18 protein-coding genes are annotated in these 13,365 nt (G+C 64.6%); 8 read left to right on the forward strand and 10 right to left on the reverse strand.

Annotated elements, in window-relative coordinates; genetic code table 11:
- Positions 1 to 12: 12 nt before the first annotated feature.
- A complete protein-coding gene (locus AB7M16_RS04380) occupies positions 13 to 168 on the reverse strand; it encodes a hypothetical protein (RefSeq protein WP_008548553.1) in 156 nt (51 codons plus the stop codon).
- A gap of 199 nt (positions 169 to 367) precedes the next feature.
- Between AB7M16_RS04380 and AB7M16_RS04385 the strand changes: the two genes are divergently transcribed.
- Together AB7M16_RS04385 and AB7M16_RS04390 are read left to right on the forward strand one after the other, a co-directional pair.
- A complete protein-coding gene (locus AB7M16_RS04385; protein WP_453943233.1) occupies positions 368 to 775 on the forward strand; it encodes an ACT domain-containing protein in 408 nt (135 codons plus the stop codon).
- Positions 776 to 843: 68 nt separating this feature from the next.
- Positions 844 to 1,254: a nuclear transport factor 2 family protein gene (locus AB7M16_RS04390; RefSeq protein WP_172783371.1), complete on the forward strand. Its 411-nt coding sequence runs from the start codon at positions 844 to 846 to the stop codon at positions 1,252 to 1,254.
- Here the strand turns inward: AB7M16_RS04390 and AB7M16_RS04395 are convergent.
- The 3 genes from AB7M16_RS04395 to AB7M16_RS04405 all read right to left on the reverse strand — a co-directional run bounded on the left by AB7M16_RS04395 (position 1,231) and on the right by AB7M16_RS04405 (position 3,136).
- The gene (locus tag AB7M16_RS04395; protein WP_172783370.1) at positions 1,231 to 1,671 is read right to left on the reverse strand and encodes a MerR family transcriptional regulator; all 441 of its coding nucleotides are present in this window, start codon (positions 1,669 to 1,671) and stop codon (positions 1,231 to 1,233) included. The two genes, AB7M16_RS04390 and AB7M16_RS04395, sit on opposite strands and share 24 nt — an antisense overlap.
- A 57-nt stretch (positions 1,672 to 1,728) precedes the next feature.
- The gene (locus AB7M16_RS04400) at positions 1,729 to 2,130 is read right to left on the reverse strand and encodes a RidA family protein (protein WP_172783369.1); all 402 of its coding nucleotides are present in this window, start codon (positions 2,128 to 2,130) and stop codon (positions 1,729 to 1,731) included.
- Positions 2,131 to 2,290: 160 nt separating this feature from the next.
- Positions 2,291 to 3,136: a cell envelope integrity EipB family protein gene (locus AB7M16_RS04405; protein WP_260379441.1), complete on the reverse strand. Its 846-nt coding sequence runs from the start codon at positions 3,134 to 3,136 to the stop codon at positions 2,291 to 2,293.
- Between the two features lie 228 nt (positions 3,137 to 3,364).
- Here AB7M16_RS04405 and AB7M16_RS04410 point away from each other — a divergent pair, with 228 nt between their 5' ends.
- The 4 genes from AB7M16_RS04410 (at position 3,365) to AB7M16_RS04425 (ending at position 6,509) form a co-directional block, all read left to right on the forward strand.
- Positions 3,365 to 3,832 carry a RidA family protein gene (locus tag AB7M16_RS04410; protein WP_014494672.1) on the forward strand — a complete coding sequence of 156 codons (468 nt, stop codon included), beginning with the start codon at positions 3,365 to 3,367 and terminating at the stop codon, positions 3,830 to 3,832.
- Positions 3,833 to 3,838: 6 nt separating this feature from the next.
- Positions 3,839 to 4,585 carry a glycerophosphodiester phosphodiesterase gene (locus tag AB7M16_RS04415; protein WP_453943234.1) on the forward strand — a complete coding sequence of 249 codons (747 nt, stop codon included), beginning with the start codon at positions 3,839 to 3,841 and terminating at the stop codon, positions 4,583 to 4,585.
- 200 nt (positions 4,586 to 4,785) lie between these two features.
- The gene (locus AB7M16_RS04420) at positions 4,786 to 6,027 is read left to right on the forward strand and encodes a GNAT family N-acetyltransferase (RefSeq protein WP_453943235.1); all 1,242 of its coding nucleotides are present in this window, start codon (positions 4,786 to 4,788) and stop codon (positions 6,025 to 6,027) included.
- A gap of 53 nt (positions 6,028 to 6,080) precedes the next feature.
- The gene (locus AB7M16_RS04425) at positions 6,081 to 6,509 is read left to right on the forward strand and encodes an HIT family protein (protein WP_260379443.1); all 429 of its coding nucleotides are present in this window, start codon (positions 6,081 to 6,083) and stop codon (positions 6,507 to 6,509) included.
- A 110-nt stretch (positions 6,510 to 6,619) separates the two neighbouring features.
- Here the strand turns inward: AB7M16_RS04425 and tsaA are convergent, their stop codons facing one another.
- The 4 genes from tsaA to AB7M16_RS04445 form a co-directional block, all read right to left on the reverse strand.
- Positions 6,620 to 7,111, reverse strand: coding sequence for a tRNA (N6-threonylcarbamoyladenosine(37)-N6)-methyltransferase TrmO (gene tsaA, locus AB7M16_RS04430; protein ID WP_172783364.1), 492 nt, complete (start codon positions 7,109 to 7,111; stop codon positions 6,620 to 6,622).
- 31 nt (positions 7,112 to 7,142) lie between these two features.
- Positions 7,143 to 7,493 carry an AzlD domain-containing protein gene (locus AB7M16_RS04435; protein ID WP_172783363.1) on the reverse strand — a complete coding sequence of 117 codons (351 nt, stop codon included), beginning with the start codon at positions 7,491 to 7,493 and terminating at the stop codon, positions 7,143 to 7,145.
- Positions 7,490 to 8,230 (reverse strand): AzlC family ABC transporter permease, encoded by a 741-nt coding sequence (locus AB7M16_RS04440; protein ID WP_453943236.1) that lies wholly within the window; start codon positions 8,228 to 8,230, stop codon positions 7,490 to 7,492. The genes AB7M16_RS04435 and AB7M16_RS04440 overlap by 4 nt, the downstream gene beginning before the upstream one ends.
- 222 nt (positions 8,231 to 8,452) lie before the next feature.
- The gene (locus AB7M16_RS04445; protein ID WP_453943237.1) at positions 8,453 to 9,406 is read right to left on the reverse strand and encodes a transglycosylase SLT domain-containing protein; all 954 of its coding nucleotides are present in this window, start codon (positions 9,404 to 9,406) and stop codon (positions 8,453 to 8,455) included.
- 88 nt (positions 9,407 to 9,494) lie between these two features.
- Here AB7M16_RS04445 and AB7M16_RS04450 point away from each other — a divergent pair, with 88 nt between their 5' ends.
- Positions 9,495 to 10,133 carry an HAD family hydrolase gene (locus AB7M16_RS04450; RefSeq protein ID WP_453943238.1) on the forward strand — a complete coding sequence of 213 codons (639 nt, stop codon included), beginning with the start codon at positions 9,495 to 9,497 and terminating at the stop codon, positions 10,131 to 10,133.
- 4 nt (positions 10,134 to 10,137) lie between these two features.
- Here the strand turns inward: AB7M16_RS04450 and AB7M16_RS04455 are convergent, their stop codons facing one another.
- On the reverse strand, positions 10,138 to 11,178 hold the full coding sequence (locus AB7M16_RS04455; RefSeq protein ID WP_453943239.1) for a phenylacetaldoxime dehydratase family protein: 1,041 nt from the start codon (positions 11,176 to 11,178) through the stop codon (positions 10,138 to 10,140).
- Between the two features lie 21 nt (positions 11,179 to 11,199).
- Positions 11,200 to 12,216, reverse strand: a complete 1,017-nt coding sequence (locus AB7M16_RS04460; protein ID WP_453943240.1) for a carbon-nitrogen hydrolase family protein — start codon at positions 12,214 to 12,216, stop codon at positions 11,200 to 11,202.
- 189 nt (positions 12,217 to 12,405) lie between these two features.
- Here AB7M16_RS04460 and AB7M16_RS04465 point away from each other — a divergent pair, with 189 nt between their 5' ends.
- Positions 12,406 to 13,362, forward strand: coding sequence for an AraC-like ligand-binding domain-containing protein (locus AB7M16_RS04465; protein ID WP_453943241.1), 957 nt, complete (start codon positions 12,406 to 12,408; stop codon positions 13,360 to 13,362).
- The last annotated feature ends 3 nt before the right edge of the window (positions 13,363 to 13,365 follow it).

Raw genomic sequence — 13,365 nt, forward strand, 5'->3', positions numbered from 1 at the left:
TTCCTGCTCAACTCAGTCGCGTTCGAAGATTCGTGCACCCGGATAGGCACGCCTGGCATACTGAACGACCAACTGCCGGTCCTGAGTTTCCAGGAACGGCGTTCGGATCTGACAAGACCCGACGATGAGGTGCCACAAGCCGTTGAGCTTTCGAATGACGACGTTCATTTGAGCCTCTTCGCAGTGACCCGAGTGGACTCAAATTGTAAGAATCTCCCGCCGTCGCTCAATTGTACCAGTGTAAGGTCAGCGCATGAGAAGGATTGGAGGAGATATACAAAGGTATGTTGACGATGGCTCCAACAGCCGCTGGCGCCGATAGCTTCGCAAGGGCTCAACCGATCTTACCGGTTCGGGAGCTGGCACGGTGACAGGCGAACGCGATCTCGATGCGCTGCTGAGTAACATGAAGCCGGAGATCCTGGACGGCATCTTCGCGTTTTGCACGCTTGCGCCGAGCGCGAGCATTCCGGCCACCATCAGCCCTATCCTGACGTTCCGCGAACGCGAAGGGACCACGCTGGTGGTGCTGCAGGAGGAGGCCGAACGTGCCGGGCTACGCCATGAATATCCCTCGCGCCTCATCACCTTGACGGTTCATTCCGCCCTCGATGCGGTGGGCTTTCTGGCAGCCATCACGGCACGTCTGGCCCAAGCCGGCATTAGCGTGAATGCCGTGTCGGCTTTTCACCACGATCATCTCTTTGTGCCTGTCGACCAGGCCGATGAGGCGATGGCTCTCCTGCTTGACAGGTTCAAGCCGCAACAGGGCTGATTGCGCTTGATCTAGAGCATGCTCTAGCCTGTAGAGAGATGGCTGGCCTCGATTCAAGGAGACAGCCTATGACAGTGATCGACAACAAGGCGCTCATTCAGGACATCATGGATGCGCGCGCACGTCGCGACCCCGGCCCGTTCATCGCCGCGATGGCCGATGATTTCGTCTGGCGCATCACCGGCTCGACGGCCTGGTCCGGCGACTATGTCGGCAAGGCCGACGTGCTGGAACGGCTGATGAAGCCTCTCAGCGGACAATTCACTGCCCCCAACAGCCTCACGCTATCCCGCATCATCGCCGAAGGCGATTACGTCGTCGCCGAGTGCCGGGGCAATGCAACGACGCTTGCCGGCGAGCTCTACGCCAACACCTACTGCTTCGTCATTCGCATGGCGGACGGGAAACTGCGCGAGTTGACCGAATACATGGACACCGCATTGGTCGAGCGGGTGCTAAGGCCGCCCGGCAACCAATGAGGCCGGCGCGGCCTTGAGGCGTCCATGCGGCGACACGGCGGGTCTCTCCCCGCTGGCGATCCACTCCTCATAGAATTCGACCTTGGCTTCGATGAGTGCCAAAGCCTGCGACCAGCGGTGGATGTTGTCCTGCACCCGCTGCTGGTGCGCTGCGAGCAGCGCGTGACGCTCGGTCAGCGCTGCTTCGCCTCGTTTCGCAAGCGCCGCATATTCGCGCATCTGCTTGACCGACATGCCGGTGCCGCGCAGGCGTTCCATCAGATCTAGCCAACCAACGTGAAAATCGCTGTAGACGCGCCGGCCGCCGCGGTCCCTGACGACGCCGGGGATCAGGCCCTGAGCCTCATACCAACGGATGGTGTGAATGCTGCGGCCCGTTCGGCCGGCGACCTCTCCGATGCGAAGCCCTCGCGACATGGCCTTTCCTTTCTTCGAAACCGCCTCGCAAGGCTCAATCTACCCTGCGAGGTCTCCTCAGTCCGCGACCGCCACCGCCTCGATCTCGATCAGCCATTCCGGCGCGGCGAGTGCGGTGACACCGACCAGCGTCGAGGCCGGCGGCTCCATGCCTTCGAAGAAAGCCGAGCGGGCCTTGCCGATGATGGGGCGCAGCTCCGGCTTGTAGTTCACGACGAAGGTCGTGATTTTCACGATGTTGGAATAGCTCGCACCGGCCGCCTTCAGCGCGTGCCCAAGATTCTGCATCACCTGCGTGGTCTGCGCGGCGATATCGCCCTCGCCGACGATCCGCCCCTCCTCGTCGGTGGAGACCTGCCCGGAGATGTAGATGGTCCGAGCGCCCGAGGCGGTGACGACGTGGGAATAAGCCGGATTGTGATGCAGGCCGCTGGGGCGGAGATGGTCGAGCTTGGGCATGGGCTGTCTCCCCGAGTTTGTGGTTGGGAAGGAGCGTAGCTGGAGAGTATGACGAGAGCTAGCCCCGTCATTGCGAGGAGCTCTTGCGACGAAGCAATCCAGACTGCTTCCGCGGAGGATTCTGGATTGCTTCGCTACGCTCGCAATGACGGAGAAGCCCTCAATTACAGGGCTTGCTGTCCTTGACGTCGAACTTGCCCATCGCGCCGGAGATGACGAAATCATTGTAGTCGAGCACGAGCTGGCGCGAGACGCCGTTCTCGTAGAGCTCGAACGCCATCGCGTAGACCGGGGTCTGCTCGCCTTCCTTCTGCTGGGCGTCGCGGTCGAAATAGCTGACGGTGACCGGCCAGCGCTTCAGCGACTTCATGTGCTCGTCCGACGTCGACGGATCGGTCGAGGTGGCACGGTCGGGGGCGACCGGCTGGCCGATCACGGTCAGCGTGTTGTAGACCTTCTGACCGTCATCGGAGCCGTCATAGACCGAGAGCTCCAGCAGCGACTTGCCGTCCTTGGCGGCGGCGATGATGCGCTGGATCTGCTCGGTCGGGAACACGATCTTGCCGTCGAGCGTGAACGTCTTCGGCGCCGGCAGCTTCAGCTTGACGTTGATGTGGTCGCCGTCGCGCTCGGCTGAGCCGTCGACCCGGCCCGCATCCGTCTGGTTCATGCGCGTCTCGATCTTGAAACGGTAGCTCTTGCCGGAGGCGTCCTCCCACGAATTGGAGCGGAGGTCGCTGAGCGTGACCTTGCCCTCGCCGCTGTCGAGCTCGGAGACCTGGCGGAATTCCGAGGTATAGCCCTCGCAGGCGTTCCCCGTGAAATTGTAGAGGATCCGGCCGCGGGCGCTGTTCACCGAATTGCTGCGCGATTTGACCAGGCTGAGGTCATAGAGCGCCTGATGCGCGAGAAACGGACCGTTGGCGGCTTGAGCCCCGCCGCCAAGGCCGACACTGGCCGCGGCGAGCGCCATCACACCGAGCGAAGTCCGGAAAAGGTGCACCATGTCTGTTCCCTGAGGAAAGCGCAGATTCGACATTTTAATGACCGTTCCATTGCGCCGCAACTGAGGCCGTTTCACTAAAAGTTTGCCCCTCACGTTGAACCTGCTGGCCTGCCTCAACAAAATGCAGCCCCTCCGGTTGCTTGCATGTGGCGGCACGATGGGCGAAACAGGGCGCGCCCGGCCGGCAGTCGCGCCGGAGCGAAGGATTTTTGGACAACGAGGTCGGACATGGCGGGCACGGTCGAGCAGAAACTGGCGGAGCAGGGTATCAAGCTGCACGAGGCCCCCACCCCCGTCGCCAATTACGTGCCCTTCGTGCGCACTGGCAACCTCCTGTTCGTCTCCGGCCAGGTCTGCTTCGACCCCGCCGGCAAGCTGATTGCCAAGGGCAAGCTGGGCGCCGGCGTCTCGATCGAGGACGGCGCCGCAGCCGCGCGCGGCTGCGCGGTCAACCTGCTGGCCCAGGTCAAGGCGGCGCTCGGCGATCTCGACAAGGTCGTACGCGTGGTGCGGCTCGGCGGCTTCATCAACTCGGCCCCGGATTTCCTGGACGGGCCCAAGGTGCTGAATGGCGCCTCCGACCTGATGGTCGCCGCCTTCGGCGACAAGGGCCGCCACGCCCGTACCACCGTCGGCGTCGCCTCGCTGCCCGCGGATGCGGCGGTCGAGGTCGAAGGCGTGTTCGAGGTCGCCTGACGCCAAATGCGCGCTCCGGATTGGCTGACAGCCCGGCCGGTCGCCCATCGCGGCCTGCACGACATTTCGCGCGGCATCGTCGAGAACATGCCGGGCGCGGTGCAGGCTGCAATTGCCGGCAATTTCGCGATCGAGGTCGATATCCAGCTCTCGGCCGACGGCGAGGCCATGGTCCATCACGACCATGCCCTGGGCCGACTCACCGAGGCCACCGGCGATGTGGTCGCAAAGACCGCGGCCGACCTCAAGGCCGTCAGGTTCAAGGACACCGATGAGCGGATGATGTCGCTCGCAGACCTCTGCGCCATGGTCGCCGGACGTGTGCCCCTGGTGATCGAGGTGAAGAGCCATTTCGGCGGCGACCGCAAGCTGGTGAAGCGGATGGCCGAGGTGCTGGCGTCCTATGATGGCCCCGCCGTCGGCATGTCCTTCGATCCCGACCAGGTTCTGGCGCTACGTGAATTGCTCCCCTCTCGCCCCCGCGGCATCGTCGCGCAGCGGAGCTATGAGGACGAGTACTGGGCCAAGCTCACCCAAGAGCAGCGCGACAGCATGCTGTACCTGCGCCATGGCTTCCAGACCCAGCCGCATTTCGTTGCCTTCAAGGTCGACCACCTCCCGGCCCCCGCCCCCTGGATCGCCCGCAACCTGTTCGGCTGCGCCCTGCTCGGCTGGACCGTCCGCACGGCGGAGCAGCGGACGCGGGTCGGGCGCTATGCGGACCAGATGATCTTCGAGGGGTTCGTGCCGTAGGGCTTGCCCGTGTCCCGGACAAGCAGCAACGCATCAGCGTTGCTGCGCAGAGCCGAGACCCATCTCTCCAGGAATCCGGTGCAACTTGGGCCCCGACTCTGCAGCGCATCGCTGAAGAAGCGCTGCGCTTCGTCCGGGGCACGAGAGCGAGCCTTCCCCACCCCTTGAAGTCGCTGCTGCAATGCACGATCTTGGGCACGATGGCATCATCGGAAATCACGCTCGAGGCCGTACCTTCGATTGGCGACGTGTCACCGGAGGATTGGGACGCCTGCGCCAATCCCGGCGGATTGTGCAATGGGGCTGGCCCGGGAACCTCATCCGTCCTTCCAGGCGATTCCCTCGGCCTCTCAAGACCTGCCTATAACCCGTTCGTCTCCCACGCCTTTCTCTCAGCAGCCGAGAAATCGGGTTCGGCCACGATCCGCACCGGCTGGGCGCCGCGGCACCTGATCGCCAAGCTCGATGGCCGCGTTGCCGGAATCGTGCCCTGCTATCTGAAATCGCACAGCCAGGGCGAATACGTCTTCGACCGCGGCTGGGCGGATGCCTATGAGCGCGCCGGCGGGCGGTATTACCCGAAGCTCCAGGTCTCGGTTCCCTTCACGCCGGCGACCGGACCGCGGCTGCTGGTGCGCGACGGCGTCGATCGCGAGCGCATCACCGAGGCGCTGGCGAGTGGCCTCATAGCGCTGTGCGGCGTCAGCAAGGCCTCCTCCGTCCACGTGACCTTCGCGCGGGAGTCAGAATGGAAGCTGCTCGCCGAGCACGGCTTTCTCCAGCGCACCGACCAGCAGTTCCACTGGCACAATGAGGGCTTTGCGAGCTTCGACGACTTCCTGGCGACGCTGAACTCACGCCACCGCAAATCGATCAAGCGCGAGCGGCGCGAGGCGCTGGCGGCCGGGATCACGATCCATTGGCTCACCGGCAAGGACATCACCGAGGATGCGTGGGACGCCTTCTTCACATTCTACATGGAGACCGGCTCGCGCAAATGGGGGCGGCCGTATCTGACGCGCGAGTTCTTCTCGCTGATCGGCGAGACCATGAGCGAGGACGTGCTGCTGGTGATGGCCCGCCGCAACAATCGCTGGATTGCGGGCGCGATCAACTTCATCGGCTCGGACACGCTGTTCGGCCGCAACTGGGGCGCGGTCGAGCATCACCCCTTCCTGCATTTCGAGGTCTGCTACTACCAGGCGATCGATTTCGCGATCAAACGCGGCCTCAAGCACGTCGAGGCCGGCGCGCAGGGCGAGCACAAGATCGCGCGCGGCTACCTGCCGCGCACCACCCATTCCGCTCACTTTATCGCCGATCCCGGCCTGCGCCGCGCCATCGACGATTACCTCAAGCGCGAGCGCGCTTATGTTGCGGAAGCGGGACGAGAGCTCGCCGAGCTCGGCCCGTTCCGCAAAGGGGCTGACGAGGCGCCTTGACGCCTCGCAATTGCTGGTGACAGTAAGCGCAAATCGTTCGAGGAGCCGCCGCCATGACCGCCTACGACAGCAACAACATCTTCGCAAAAATCCTGCGCGGCGAGCTGCCCTGCTACAAAGTGTACGAGGACGAGCACGTCTTCGCCTTCCTCGACATCATGCCGCGCGTGCCCGGTCACACGCTGGTGATCCCGAAGGTCCCTGCCCGCAACATCCTCGATATCAAGCCCGACGACTACGCCCATGTCGCCCGCGGCGCGCACAAGATCGCAGCCGCCGCAATGAAGGCGTTTGACGCCGACGGCATCACCGTGCAGCAATTCAACGAGCCTGCGGGCGGACAGGTGGTGTTTCACCTGCACATGCACGTGATGCCGCGCCATGACGGCGTCGCCATGCTGCCGCCGGCGAGCCGCAAGGAGGACGACAAGGTGCTGCAAGAGCACGCGGCGAAGCTGATGGCGGCGTTGAAGGCGGGCTAGGTCTCTCCACTCGTCATTGCGAGCGAAGCGAAGCAATCCAGACTGCCTCCGCAGAAACAGTCTGGATTGCTTCGTCGCAAGAGCTCCTCGCAATGACGGCGGAGCGCCCCTCACTCGGTCTCGAAATCGCCCTTCTGCGGCGCGGCCAGCGGCGTGAACTCGCAGCGGTCGGGCTTGATGTCGATCAGCGGCGTGTTGTCGATGCAGTCGAGGCCGCGCACCAGGATGGCATTGCCCTCGATGCCGACCAGCTTCACGATCGATGTGCCGATCGGGTTGGGCCGCACCGGCGAGCGCAGCGAGAAGGTGCCGCGGGTCTTCTCGTTGTTCTTCGGGCTCTGCAGGATGATGTCGCGGCGCGACCGGTCGAGCCAATAGAGCACTTCGAGATTGCTGTAGAAGTCGACTCCTTTGATCGCCGGCACGAAGGGCTCGAAGATCTCGAGGCGGCAGATCGGGCCGTCCTGACGTCCCTGCCGCGGCGTCTCCAGCCGGGATGACCAGGGCGTGCGGATACGACCGATGAAGACGAGACCGGCATCTTGCGTCGGCGGCAGCTCGATGGCGACCTCGCCCTCGCGGAGCTCCTGTTCGCGAACCATTTTCCTGTTCCCTGGCTGTTCGCCGGCGGTTTTAGCCCAACCACCACTTGCCGGCCAGCATGAAGACTTCGCCCGTGACCACGCCCGCGAAGATCGAACGGCGGGTCAGCAGGAAGGCGACGAGCCCGGCGCCGACCGCGCCATAGCGCAGCACATCGGGCACGCTGGCCAGCGCGCCCGGTGGCTGGACCACGATCTGGGCGATGACGCCGGCCAGGATCGCGGTGGCGACCGCCCTCACCCAGACCAGCAGCTCTGAGCCCTCGTCGATGCCGCCGCCGAACCACAGGCCCAGCATGCGCCAGATCTGGTTGGGAACGACCCCGGCAATGAACAGCACCGCCAGCGCGTGCCAGTCGCCGATCGCTTGCGCAAAGCTCATGCGCGCACCTCCCGCCACCAATGCACGCCATAAGCGATCGTCCCGGCGACCACGCCGCTGACGAGGATATCGAGACCGGAGTTCATCTTCGCCGCCAGCGGATAGAGCACGATGCCCAGCACGAGCGCGACGACGTCGGCAACCTCGCGGCTGTTGCGTGCCGTCGAGAACAGGAACGACAGCGGCGTCAGCAGCAGGATCGCCGCACCAAGGGTCTGCGTCAGGTTGGCGGCGAGGAAATAACCGACCGTGTTGGCGACGAGGCACACCGAGACGAGCCCGCAGCCGAGCCCGTGGACGAAGGCGATCCGCCGTTCGCGCGGCACCTGCGGCAGGAAGCGGTGGCATTCGACCCACAGCGTCACTGCGGTAAGATGCGCGGCGAAAATCAGCTCGCGCCGCTTGGTCTTCGGTGTGCGCATCAGCGGCAGTACCGAGACCACCATCGGAAACAGGCGGATGGCGCTGACGGTCACCGCGATCGCCGACTGGATGATGGTGGCGCCCGAGCCGAGCGTGGTGATCAGGATGATCTGCGCCGGACCTACCCAGACGAACAGCGTCGAGCACAGCGCCCAGAGCAGGCTGAAATGGGTGTCGTGGGCGAGCGCACCGATGCCGAGATAGGTCACGAACAGCACGATGGTGAGGATCGTCTGCGTGATCGAGCGCAGTCCCCAAGCGAAGGCGCGCCAGGGACTTTGCCATTGTGGTGAATCGAGCGGAGGAAGCGCCACGGGAGCTTTGGCTGGTGAGGAATCGTGGCTGCATAACGGGCGAGAGAGCGGCGCGCGTCAAGGAAGGGCGCGGCGGGGCTGGCATGCGCGAGGCCCAGACCCACCGTCGTCATTCCGGGGCGCGCCACTTGGCGCGAACCCGGGATCCATCAGGCCACAGAAATCGCTGCACGATGGATTCCGGGTTCGCGACTTCGTCGCGCCCCGGAATGACAGCTGATCCTACCCCGCCACACCCCTGTTCTTCAGCACGAAGCAGGCGCCGCCCGCCTTGCGGATGCGGTTGCACAGATCATCGGCCTCGGCGCGCGTGTCCGCGCCGACGCGGACCTGGTAGAACGCGCGTGTGCCGCGGCTGCGCATCACCGAGCTTAGCAGGCTCGGATCACGCTCGCCGATCACGGTGCTCAGTTTCGTGACGGCTCGGGAATACATCGCCAGCGCCTTGTTGCGGTCGAAGCCGGCCGCGAGCTGGACGCCCCAGATCTTTGCCGCGGCAAGCTCGACATGCTGCTCGAGCTCGGCGACGAACGGGCTGGGAGCACGCTTGAGCAACGCCATCAGGTCACGGCAGCTCGTCGGTGGCGAGCTCGGCGGCCCCTTGCCGGTGCTCCCCGCCTTGGCCCAGGCATCGACGCTGGTGCCGGTGATCGCATAGACGTAGTTGCGGGTCTGCTCCGGCATCGGCCCGGTGCCGGCGAGCCATTCCTGCACGCGCCGGGGGCCGGCATTGTAGGCGGCCGCGGCAAGGCCGAAATTGCCAAACTGGTTGCGCAGCTCTTTGAGGAATTCGGCCGACTTCGGCAAGGCCTGCACCGGATTGAAGGGATCGAGCAGCCCGCGCTCGCTGGCGGTGCCCGGCATGAACTGCGCGATCCCTCGCGCATGATCGCCGCTGCGCGTCATGGGCCCGACCGCATCGGCCTGGAAGCGGCTCTCCTGCCAGATCACCCGCGCGAAGAATTCCAGCGGCAGGTCATTGTCGCGCGCAGCCGCCTCCACGATCAGGCAGATCGACTCCCGCGTGTCGCTCTCGCGGGCCTCTTTCGCCTTCTCCGCCGGCGTCGCGGGTTCCTCGGCCTTCGCAGGCGCGTCGGCGGGCGGCGCCTCCTCCGCGAGCGCCGGCCACAGCAGGAGGGCCTGGCACAAGACAGCAATGACCCGAGCTATTCGCATGGTATTGACGCCATCGGACAAATCGGACCTTGACTTGGAACCAGAGCCAACTAGCAACGGACGGCAGTATCAACACGGGTCGAGCCTGATGGTGACAATCTTTTTTGATCTCGACGGCACGCTGACAAACCCGAAGCCCGGGATCACCCGCTCGATCCAATATGCGCTGGAACGGCTCGGCGTTCCGGTGCCGAGCGAGGACGAGCTGACCTGGTGCATCGGCCCACCGCTGCTTGCCAGTCTTCGAAAGCTCACCGGAGCCGATGAGCTCGCCGACCGCGCACTGTTGCTCTATCGCGAGCGCTTCAGCGATATCGGCCTGTTCGAGAACGAGGCTTACGGCGGGATTGCGGATACGTTGTCGTCGCTCGCAGCGACACGTCAGCGCATGTTCGTGGCGACCAGCAAGCCCGCCGTCTACGCCACCCGCATCGTCGATCATTTCGGCCTGAACCCGTATTTCGAACGCGTGTTCGGCTCCGAGCTCGACGGCACGCGCGTCGACAAGCGCGACCTGCTCCGCTATGCGCTCGACGAGGCCAAGGTCGATGCCAACAGCGCGATCATGATCGGCGACCGCAGCCACGACGTGGTCGGCGCCCGCACTAACGGCATGACCGCCATCGGCGTGCTCTACGGCTATGGCAGCGAAGCCGAGCTACGCGATGCCGGCGCGCACCACATCTGCGCCGCGCATCCCGAGTTGCTCGGCCATTGCATGACCTAGTCGGTCAGGCTCCGACGGTCTCCACCGCTGCCAGCATGCCTGTCTTTGGATGACAGTTCAGATATTCGAAGAACTGCTCGTCGGCGGCTGCCACCGTCACCTCGTGATAGAGCCGCAGCTTGGCTGACGGCCCGAGCGTCGAGAGATATTTCATAGCCGCGCCGAAGATCTTGACGTGGGTCGGATGCGACTCCGCCCAGCGTTCGAGCGCGGCGAGGCTCTTCCACCAGCTCTGGCCGTAGGACTTCTCGCTGACGCTGCCGTCGGCCGCAAGCACCTGCATGTACCGGTTGGCGTAGCAGCCGATGGTAAGGCCATCATCGCGCAGAAAGTCCATGCCCTCGCGCAGCACCGGTTCGACGTCGTCGAGATAGAGCTTGCGCTCGGACGCTGCGGTATCGCTCCAGTCCTGCCCGGAGCGGATCAGACAGAGATTGTCATGAGCCACGACACGCAGCCGCGCGCCGTCGTGGATCAGCTCAGGCGCGCCATCAGGCGCCATCGCATCCGTCTGTGACAGCGGGAGACGATCGCGCATGCCGCCCCAGTAAGCGTGCTCCTGCACCTCGCCGCTCATGCCTTCCGCGGCGACGGCGATACCTTCGGGCCGATCGGGTGATGAGAAAAGCGTCTCGTGACGGGCGACACTGGGACGCAGCACCTCGATGAAGGTACCGACGCCTTCGCGCTTTCGGCCGGTCCACATCTCGCGCGCCCGAGCGAACCAGGCATTAAAGCGTGCGAGATCGTCCCAATAAGCGACCGTGACAACATTTTCGCAGGCGCACTGATCGACATAACGCGCCCGGTCCCAATGCGACGGACCGCCATCCACTGCGAACAGTCCTGCGATTTCCTTCAACGCGTCCATTGCTGCCGCCGGTGCCGCACCGCCATACTGGACACCGAAATAAGCCATCACGACGCGGCTGACCGCAGGCTTGTAGCGTGCGACGAAGGATGGATATGGCGGCTGATAATCGTCGGGCACGCGCTTGTGGCGCGTGCGTGGAGTTTCGAGATGCGCAGGGATTGCGGATTCCATGAAGCCCTCCCCTCGTAGCGATCAGCTGGCCGCCGCCGCAATGTCCATGGGCTCGACAGCATCGACCGGCAGCGCGAACTGCTCGACCCGCTGGTACCGCTTCTTGTTGAGCAGCAGCCGTGTGACGTCAGGCCGCGAATAATGTCCGGCGGGATCGGCGGCATTCTTGGCAACGCCAATGGCGCCGAGATCGATCTCTGCGATCAGCAGGCCCTCCTGATCGGGCGCCAGCTTCTCCCCGATCTGGCTGCCGTCGGGGCCGTAGATCGCGGCAAACCCGCCGCCCACATGTAGCAGCGCATTCTTGTCGGGCCGGTCGCAGAGCTCATCGATCATGGCTTGCGAAACGATGGCGCAAGGCGCGAGCACGAAGCAGGAGCCTTCCACGGCATAGACGCGCGACGCCGCGTTGTTGACCTCGGCGCCAAGCGCCGGCGCGAAGGGATCGTAGAGCGAGAAGCTCGGCCAGGCCGCGACATGGACCTGCTCGTTCTGGGCGTACATCGCGTATTTCGACAGCGGCTGAAGATGCTCCCAGCAGCACAGCGCGCCGAGCCGGCCGATGTCGAGCCGCGCATGAACGGCGAGATCGCTGCCGTCGCCCTCGCCATAGACCGTGCGCTCGGCATGGGTCGGCCGCAGCTTGCGGCGCTTTGCGATGGTCTCGCCATCGGGGCCAATCAACCATTGCGCGAGGTAAAGGCTGCCGCCGTCGCGCTCGGACAGGCCGACCACGGCGGTGAGCTTTGCCTTGCGCACGGCCTCGCGCAGGCGCTCGGCCTGCGGGCTGTCATAGGATAGCGAATTGTCGAAATAGCGCTGCACGAAGCCCCGCCCGATCGCCCAGGCAGGGGAGTCCAGCCAGATATGCCAGGGGTAACCGGGGATGAAAGCTTCCGGAAAGGCGATCAGCTTGGCGCCCTTTTCCGCGGCCTCCCCGATCAGCGCGATCGACTTGTCGATCGAGGCGTCGAGGTCGAGCCAGGCCGGCGCCGCCTGAACGACCGCAACCTTGTATTTCGGATGCTCGATGCCCATTCCTGCCTCCATTGCCGGTTGATCCCAAGCCACGTCCGATGCAGTCTATTTGGCCAAGCCGGGCAGCCGGCCGCTCGACCGCGGCGGAACAAAAACTCGACTGGACGCTACCGACCGGTACGGGATTTGCCTCCGGTCAGACTGGCTCCCCAGGGCGATTTTGCAGGATGTGAAAGGGAGGCTGTTCAGATGCCCATCCAGTTCACGACGGACGGCAGTCCCGGCTATCGGCGGCTCGCTCTCTGGCAGGACATCGTCTGCGACGTCTTCGTCGGGCTCGACTGCAAGTCGGACCTCGGCAGCGCCTTTCGCGGATCGGTCACCCAGGCTTCGCTCGGCAAAGCCGTCTGCTCCGAAGTCTGCTCGGACCGCCAGCACGTATTCCGCACGCCGTCGCGCATCGCGCGTTCACACCAGGATTTCGTTCTCGTAGCCCTCGGAAATAGCGGCAACGGTGGCGTCGTGCAGGACGGCCGCGAGACCGTGATCCATCCCGGCGAGTTTGCGCTCTACGACACCACGCGCCCGTACGAGCTGAAGTTCAACGACAGTTTCACGCAGACCATTTTCAAGGTACCGCGCGAGATGCTGCAGCGGCGGCTCGGCGGCACCGAGACGTTGACCGCGATGTCATTTGGCACTGACGCACCGCTCGAACGTCTCGCCTATGATTTCATTGTCCGGCTCTGCCAGAATGCAGATGGTTTGGCTCCGGACACCGCCACAGCGCTGTCGGAGCAGGCAGTTGACCTGCTTGCGATGGCTTTGAGCGAGCGGCTCGGCAAGTCATCGCTGCCGTCCTCGACCCACCGCTCGGCCCTGCTCTACCGATTGAAGGCGCATATCCGCGCGCACCTCGCCGATCCCGATCTCTCGCTCGCTGAAACCGCGGCCGCGCTCGGCATCTCGCCGCGCTATGTCAACGATCTTCTCGCGGACGAGGACACCTCCTTCCAGCGCCATGTCCTCGCCGAGCGCCTCGCCCGATGTCGGCGGGATCTCGCCTCGCCACTGCTCGCCCATCGCCACATCAGCGAGATCGCCTTCGCCTGGGGCTTCAACGACCTCTCGCATTTCGGCCGCGTCTTCCGCGAGCATTTTGGCGCGTCGCCCCGCGACTTCCGGCACAGCCAGTTGCGGCATTGACGC

The sequence above is a fragment of the Bradyrhizobium sp. USDA 372 genome (genome assembly GCF_053629095.1).

What these genes read in the sequence shown, in the direction of transcription:
- AB7M16_RS04400 (WP_172783369.1), bottom strand. Translation starts at nt 2,130, where the DNA reads ATGCCCAAGCTCGACCATCTCCGCCCCAGCGGCCTGCATCACAATCCG.
- AB7M16_RS04390 (WP_172783371.1), top strand. Translation starts at nt 844, where the DNA reads ATGACAGTGATCGACAACAAGGCGCTCATTCAGGACATCATGGATGCG.
- AB7M16_RS04465 (WP_453943241.1), top strand. Translation starts at nt 12,406, where the DNA reads ATGCCCATCCAGTTCACGACGGACGGCAGTCCCGGCTATCGGCGGCTC.
- AB7M16_RS04380 (WP_008548553.1), bottom strand. Translation starts at nt 168, where the DNA reads ATGAACGTCGTCATTCGAAAGCTCAACGGCTTGTGGCACCTCATCGTC.
- AB7M16_RS04450 (WP_453943238.1), top strand. Translation starts at nt 9,495, where the DNA reads ATGGTGACAATCTTTTTTGATCTCGACGGCACGCTGACAAACCCGAAG.
- AB7M16_RS04420 (WP_453943235.1), top strand. Translation starts at nt 4,786, where the DNA reads ATGGCATCATCGGAAATCACGCTCGAGGCCGTACCTTCGATTGGCGAC.
- AB7M16_RS04445 (WP_453943237.1), bottom strand. Translation starts at nt 9,406, where the DNA reads ATGCGAATAGCTCGGGTCATTGCTGTCTTGTGCCAGGCCCTCCTGCTG.
- AB7M16_RS04415 (WP_453943234.1), top strand. Translation starts at nt 3,839, where the DNA reads ATGCGCGCTCCGGATTGGCTGACAGCCCGGCCGGTCGCCCATCGCGGC.
- AB7M16_RS04455 (WP_453943239.1), bottom strand. Translation starts at nt 11,178, where the DNA reads ATGGAATCCGCAATCCCTGCGCATCTCGAAACTCCACGCACGCGCCAC.
- AB7M16_RS04435 (WP_172783363.1), bottom strand. Translation starts at nt 7,493, where the DNA reads ATGAGCTTTGCGCAAGCGATCGGCGACTGGCACGCGCTGGCGGTGCTG.
- AB7M16_RS04410 (WP_014494672.1), top strand. Translation starts at nt 3,365, where the DNA reads ATGGCGGGCACGGTCGAGCAGAAACTGGCGGAGCAGGGTATCAAGCTG.
- AB7M16_RS04460 (WP_453943240.1), bottom strand. Translation starts at nt 12,216, where the DNA reads ATGGGCATCGAGCATCCGAAATACAAGGTTGCGGTCGTTCAGGCGGCG.
- AB7M16_RS04425 (WP_260379443.1), top strand. Translation starts at nt 6,081, where the DNA reads ATGACCGCCTACGACAGCAACAACATCTTCGCAAAAATCCTGCGCGGC.
- tsaA (WP_172783364.1), bottom strand. Translation starts at nt 7,111, where the DNA reads ATGGTTCGCGAACAGGAGCTCCGCGAGGGCGAGGTCGCCATCGAGCTG.
- AB7M16_RS04405 (WP_260379441.1), bottom strand. Translation starts at nt 3,136, where the DNA reads ATGGTGCACCTTTTCCGGACTTCGCTCGGTGTGATGGCGCTCGCCGCG.
- AB7M16_RS04395 (WP_172783370.1), bottom strand. Translation starts at nt 1,671, where the DNA reads ATGTCGCGAGGGCTTCGCATCGGAGAGGTCGCCGGCCGAACGGGCCGC.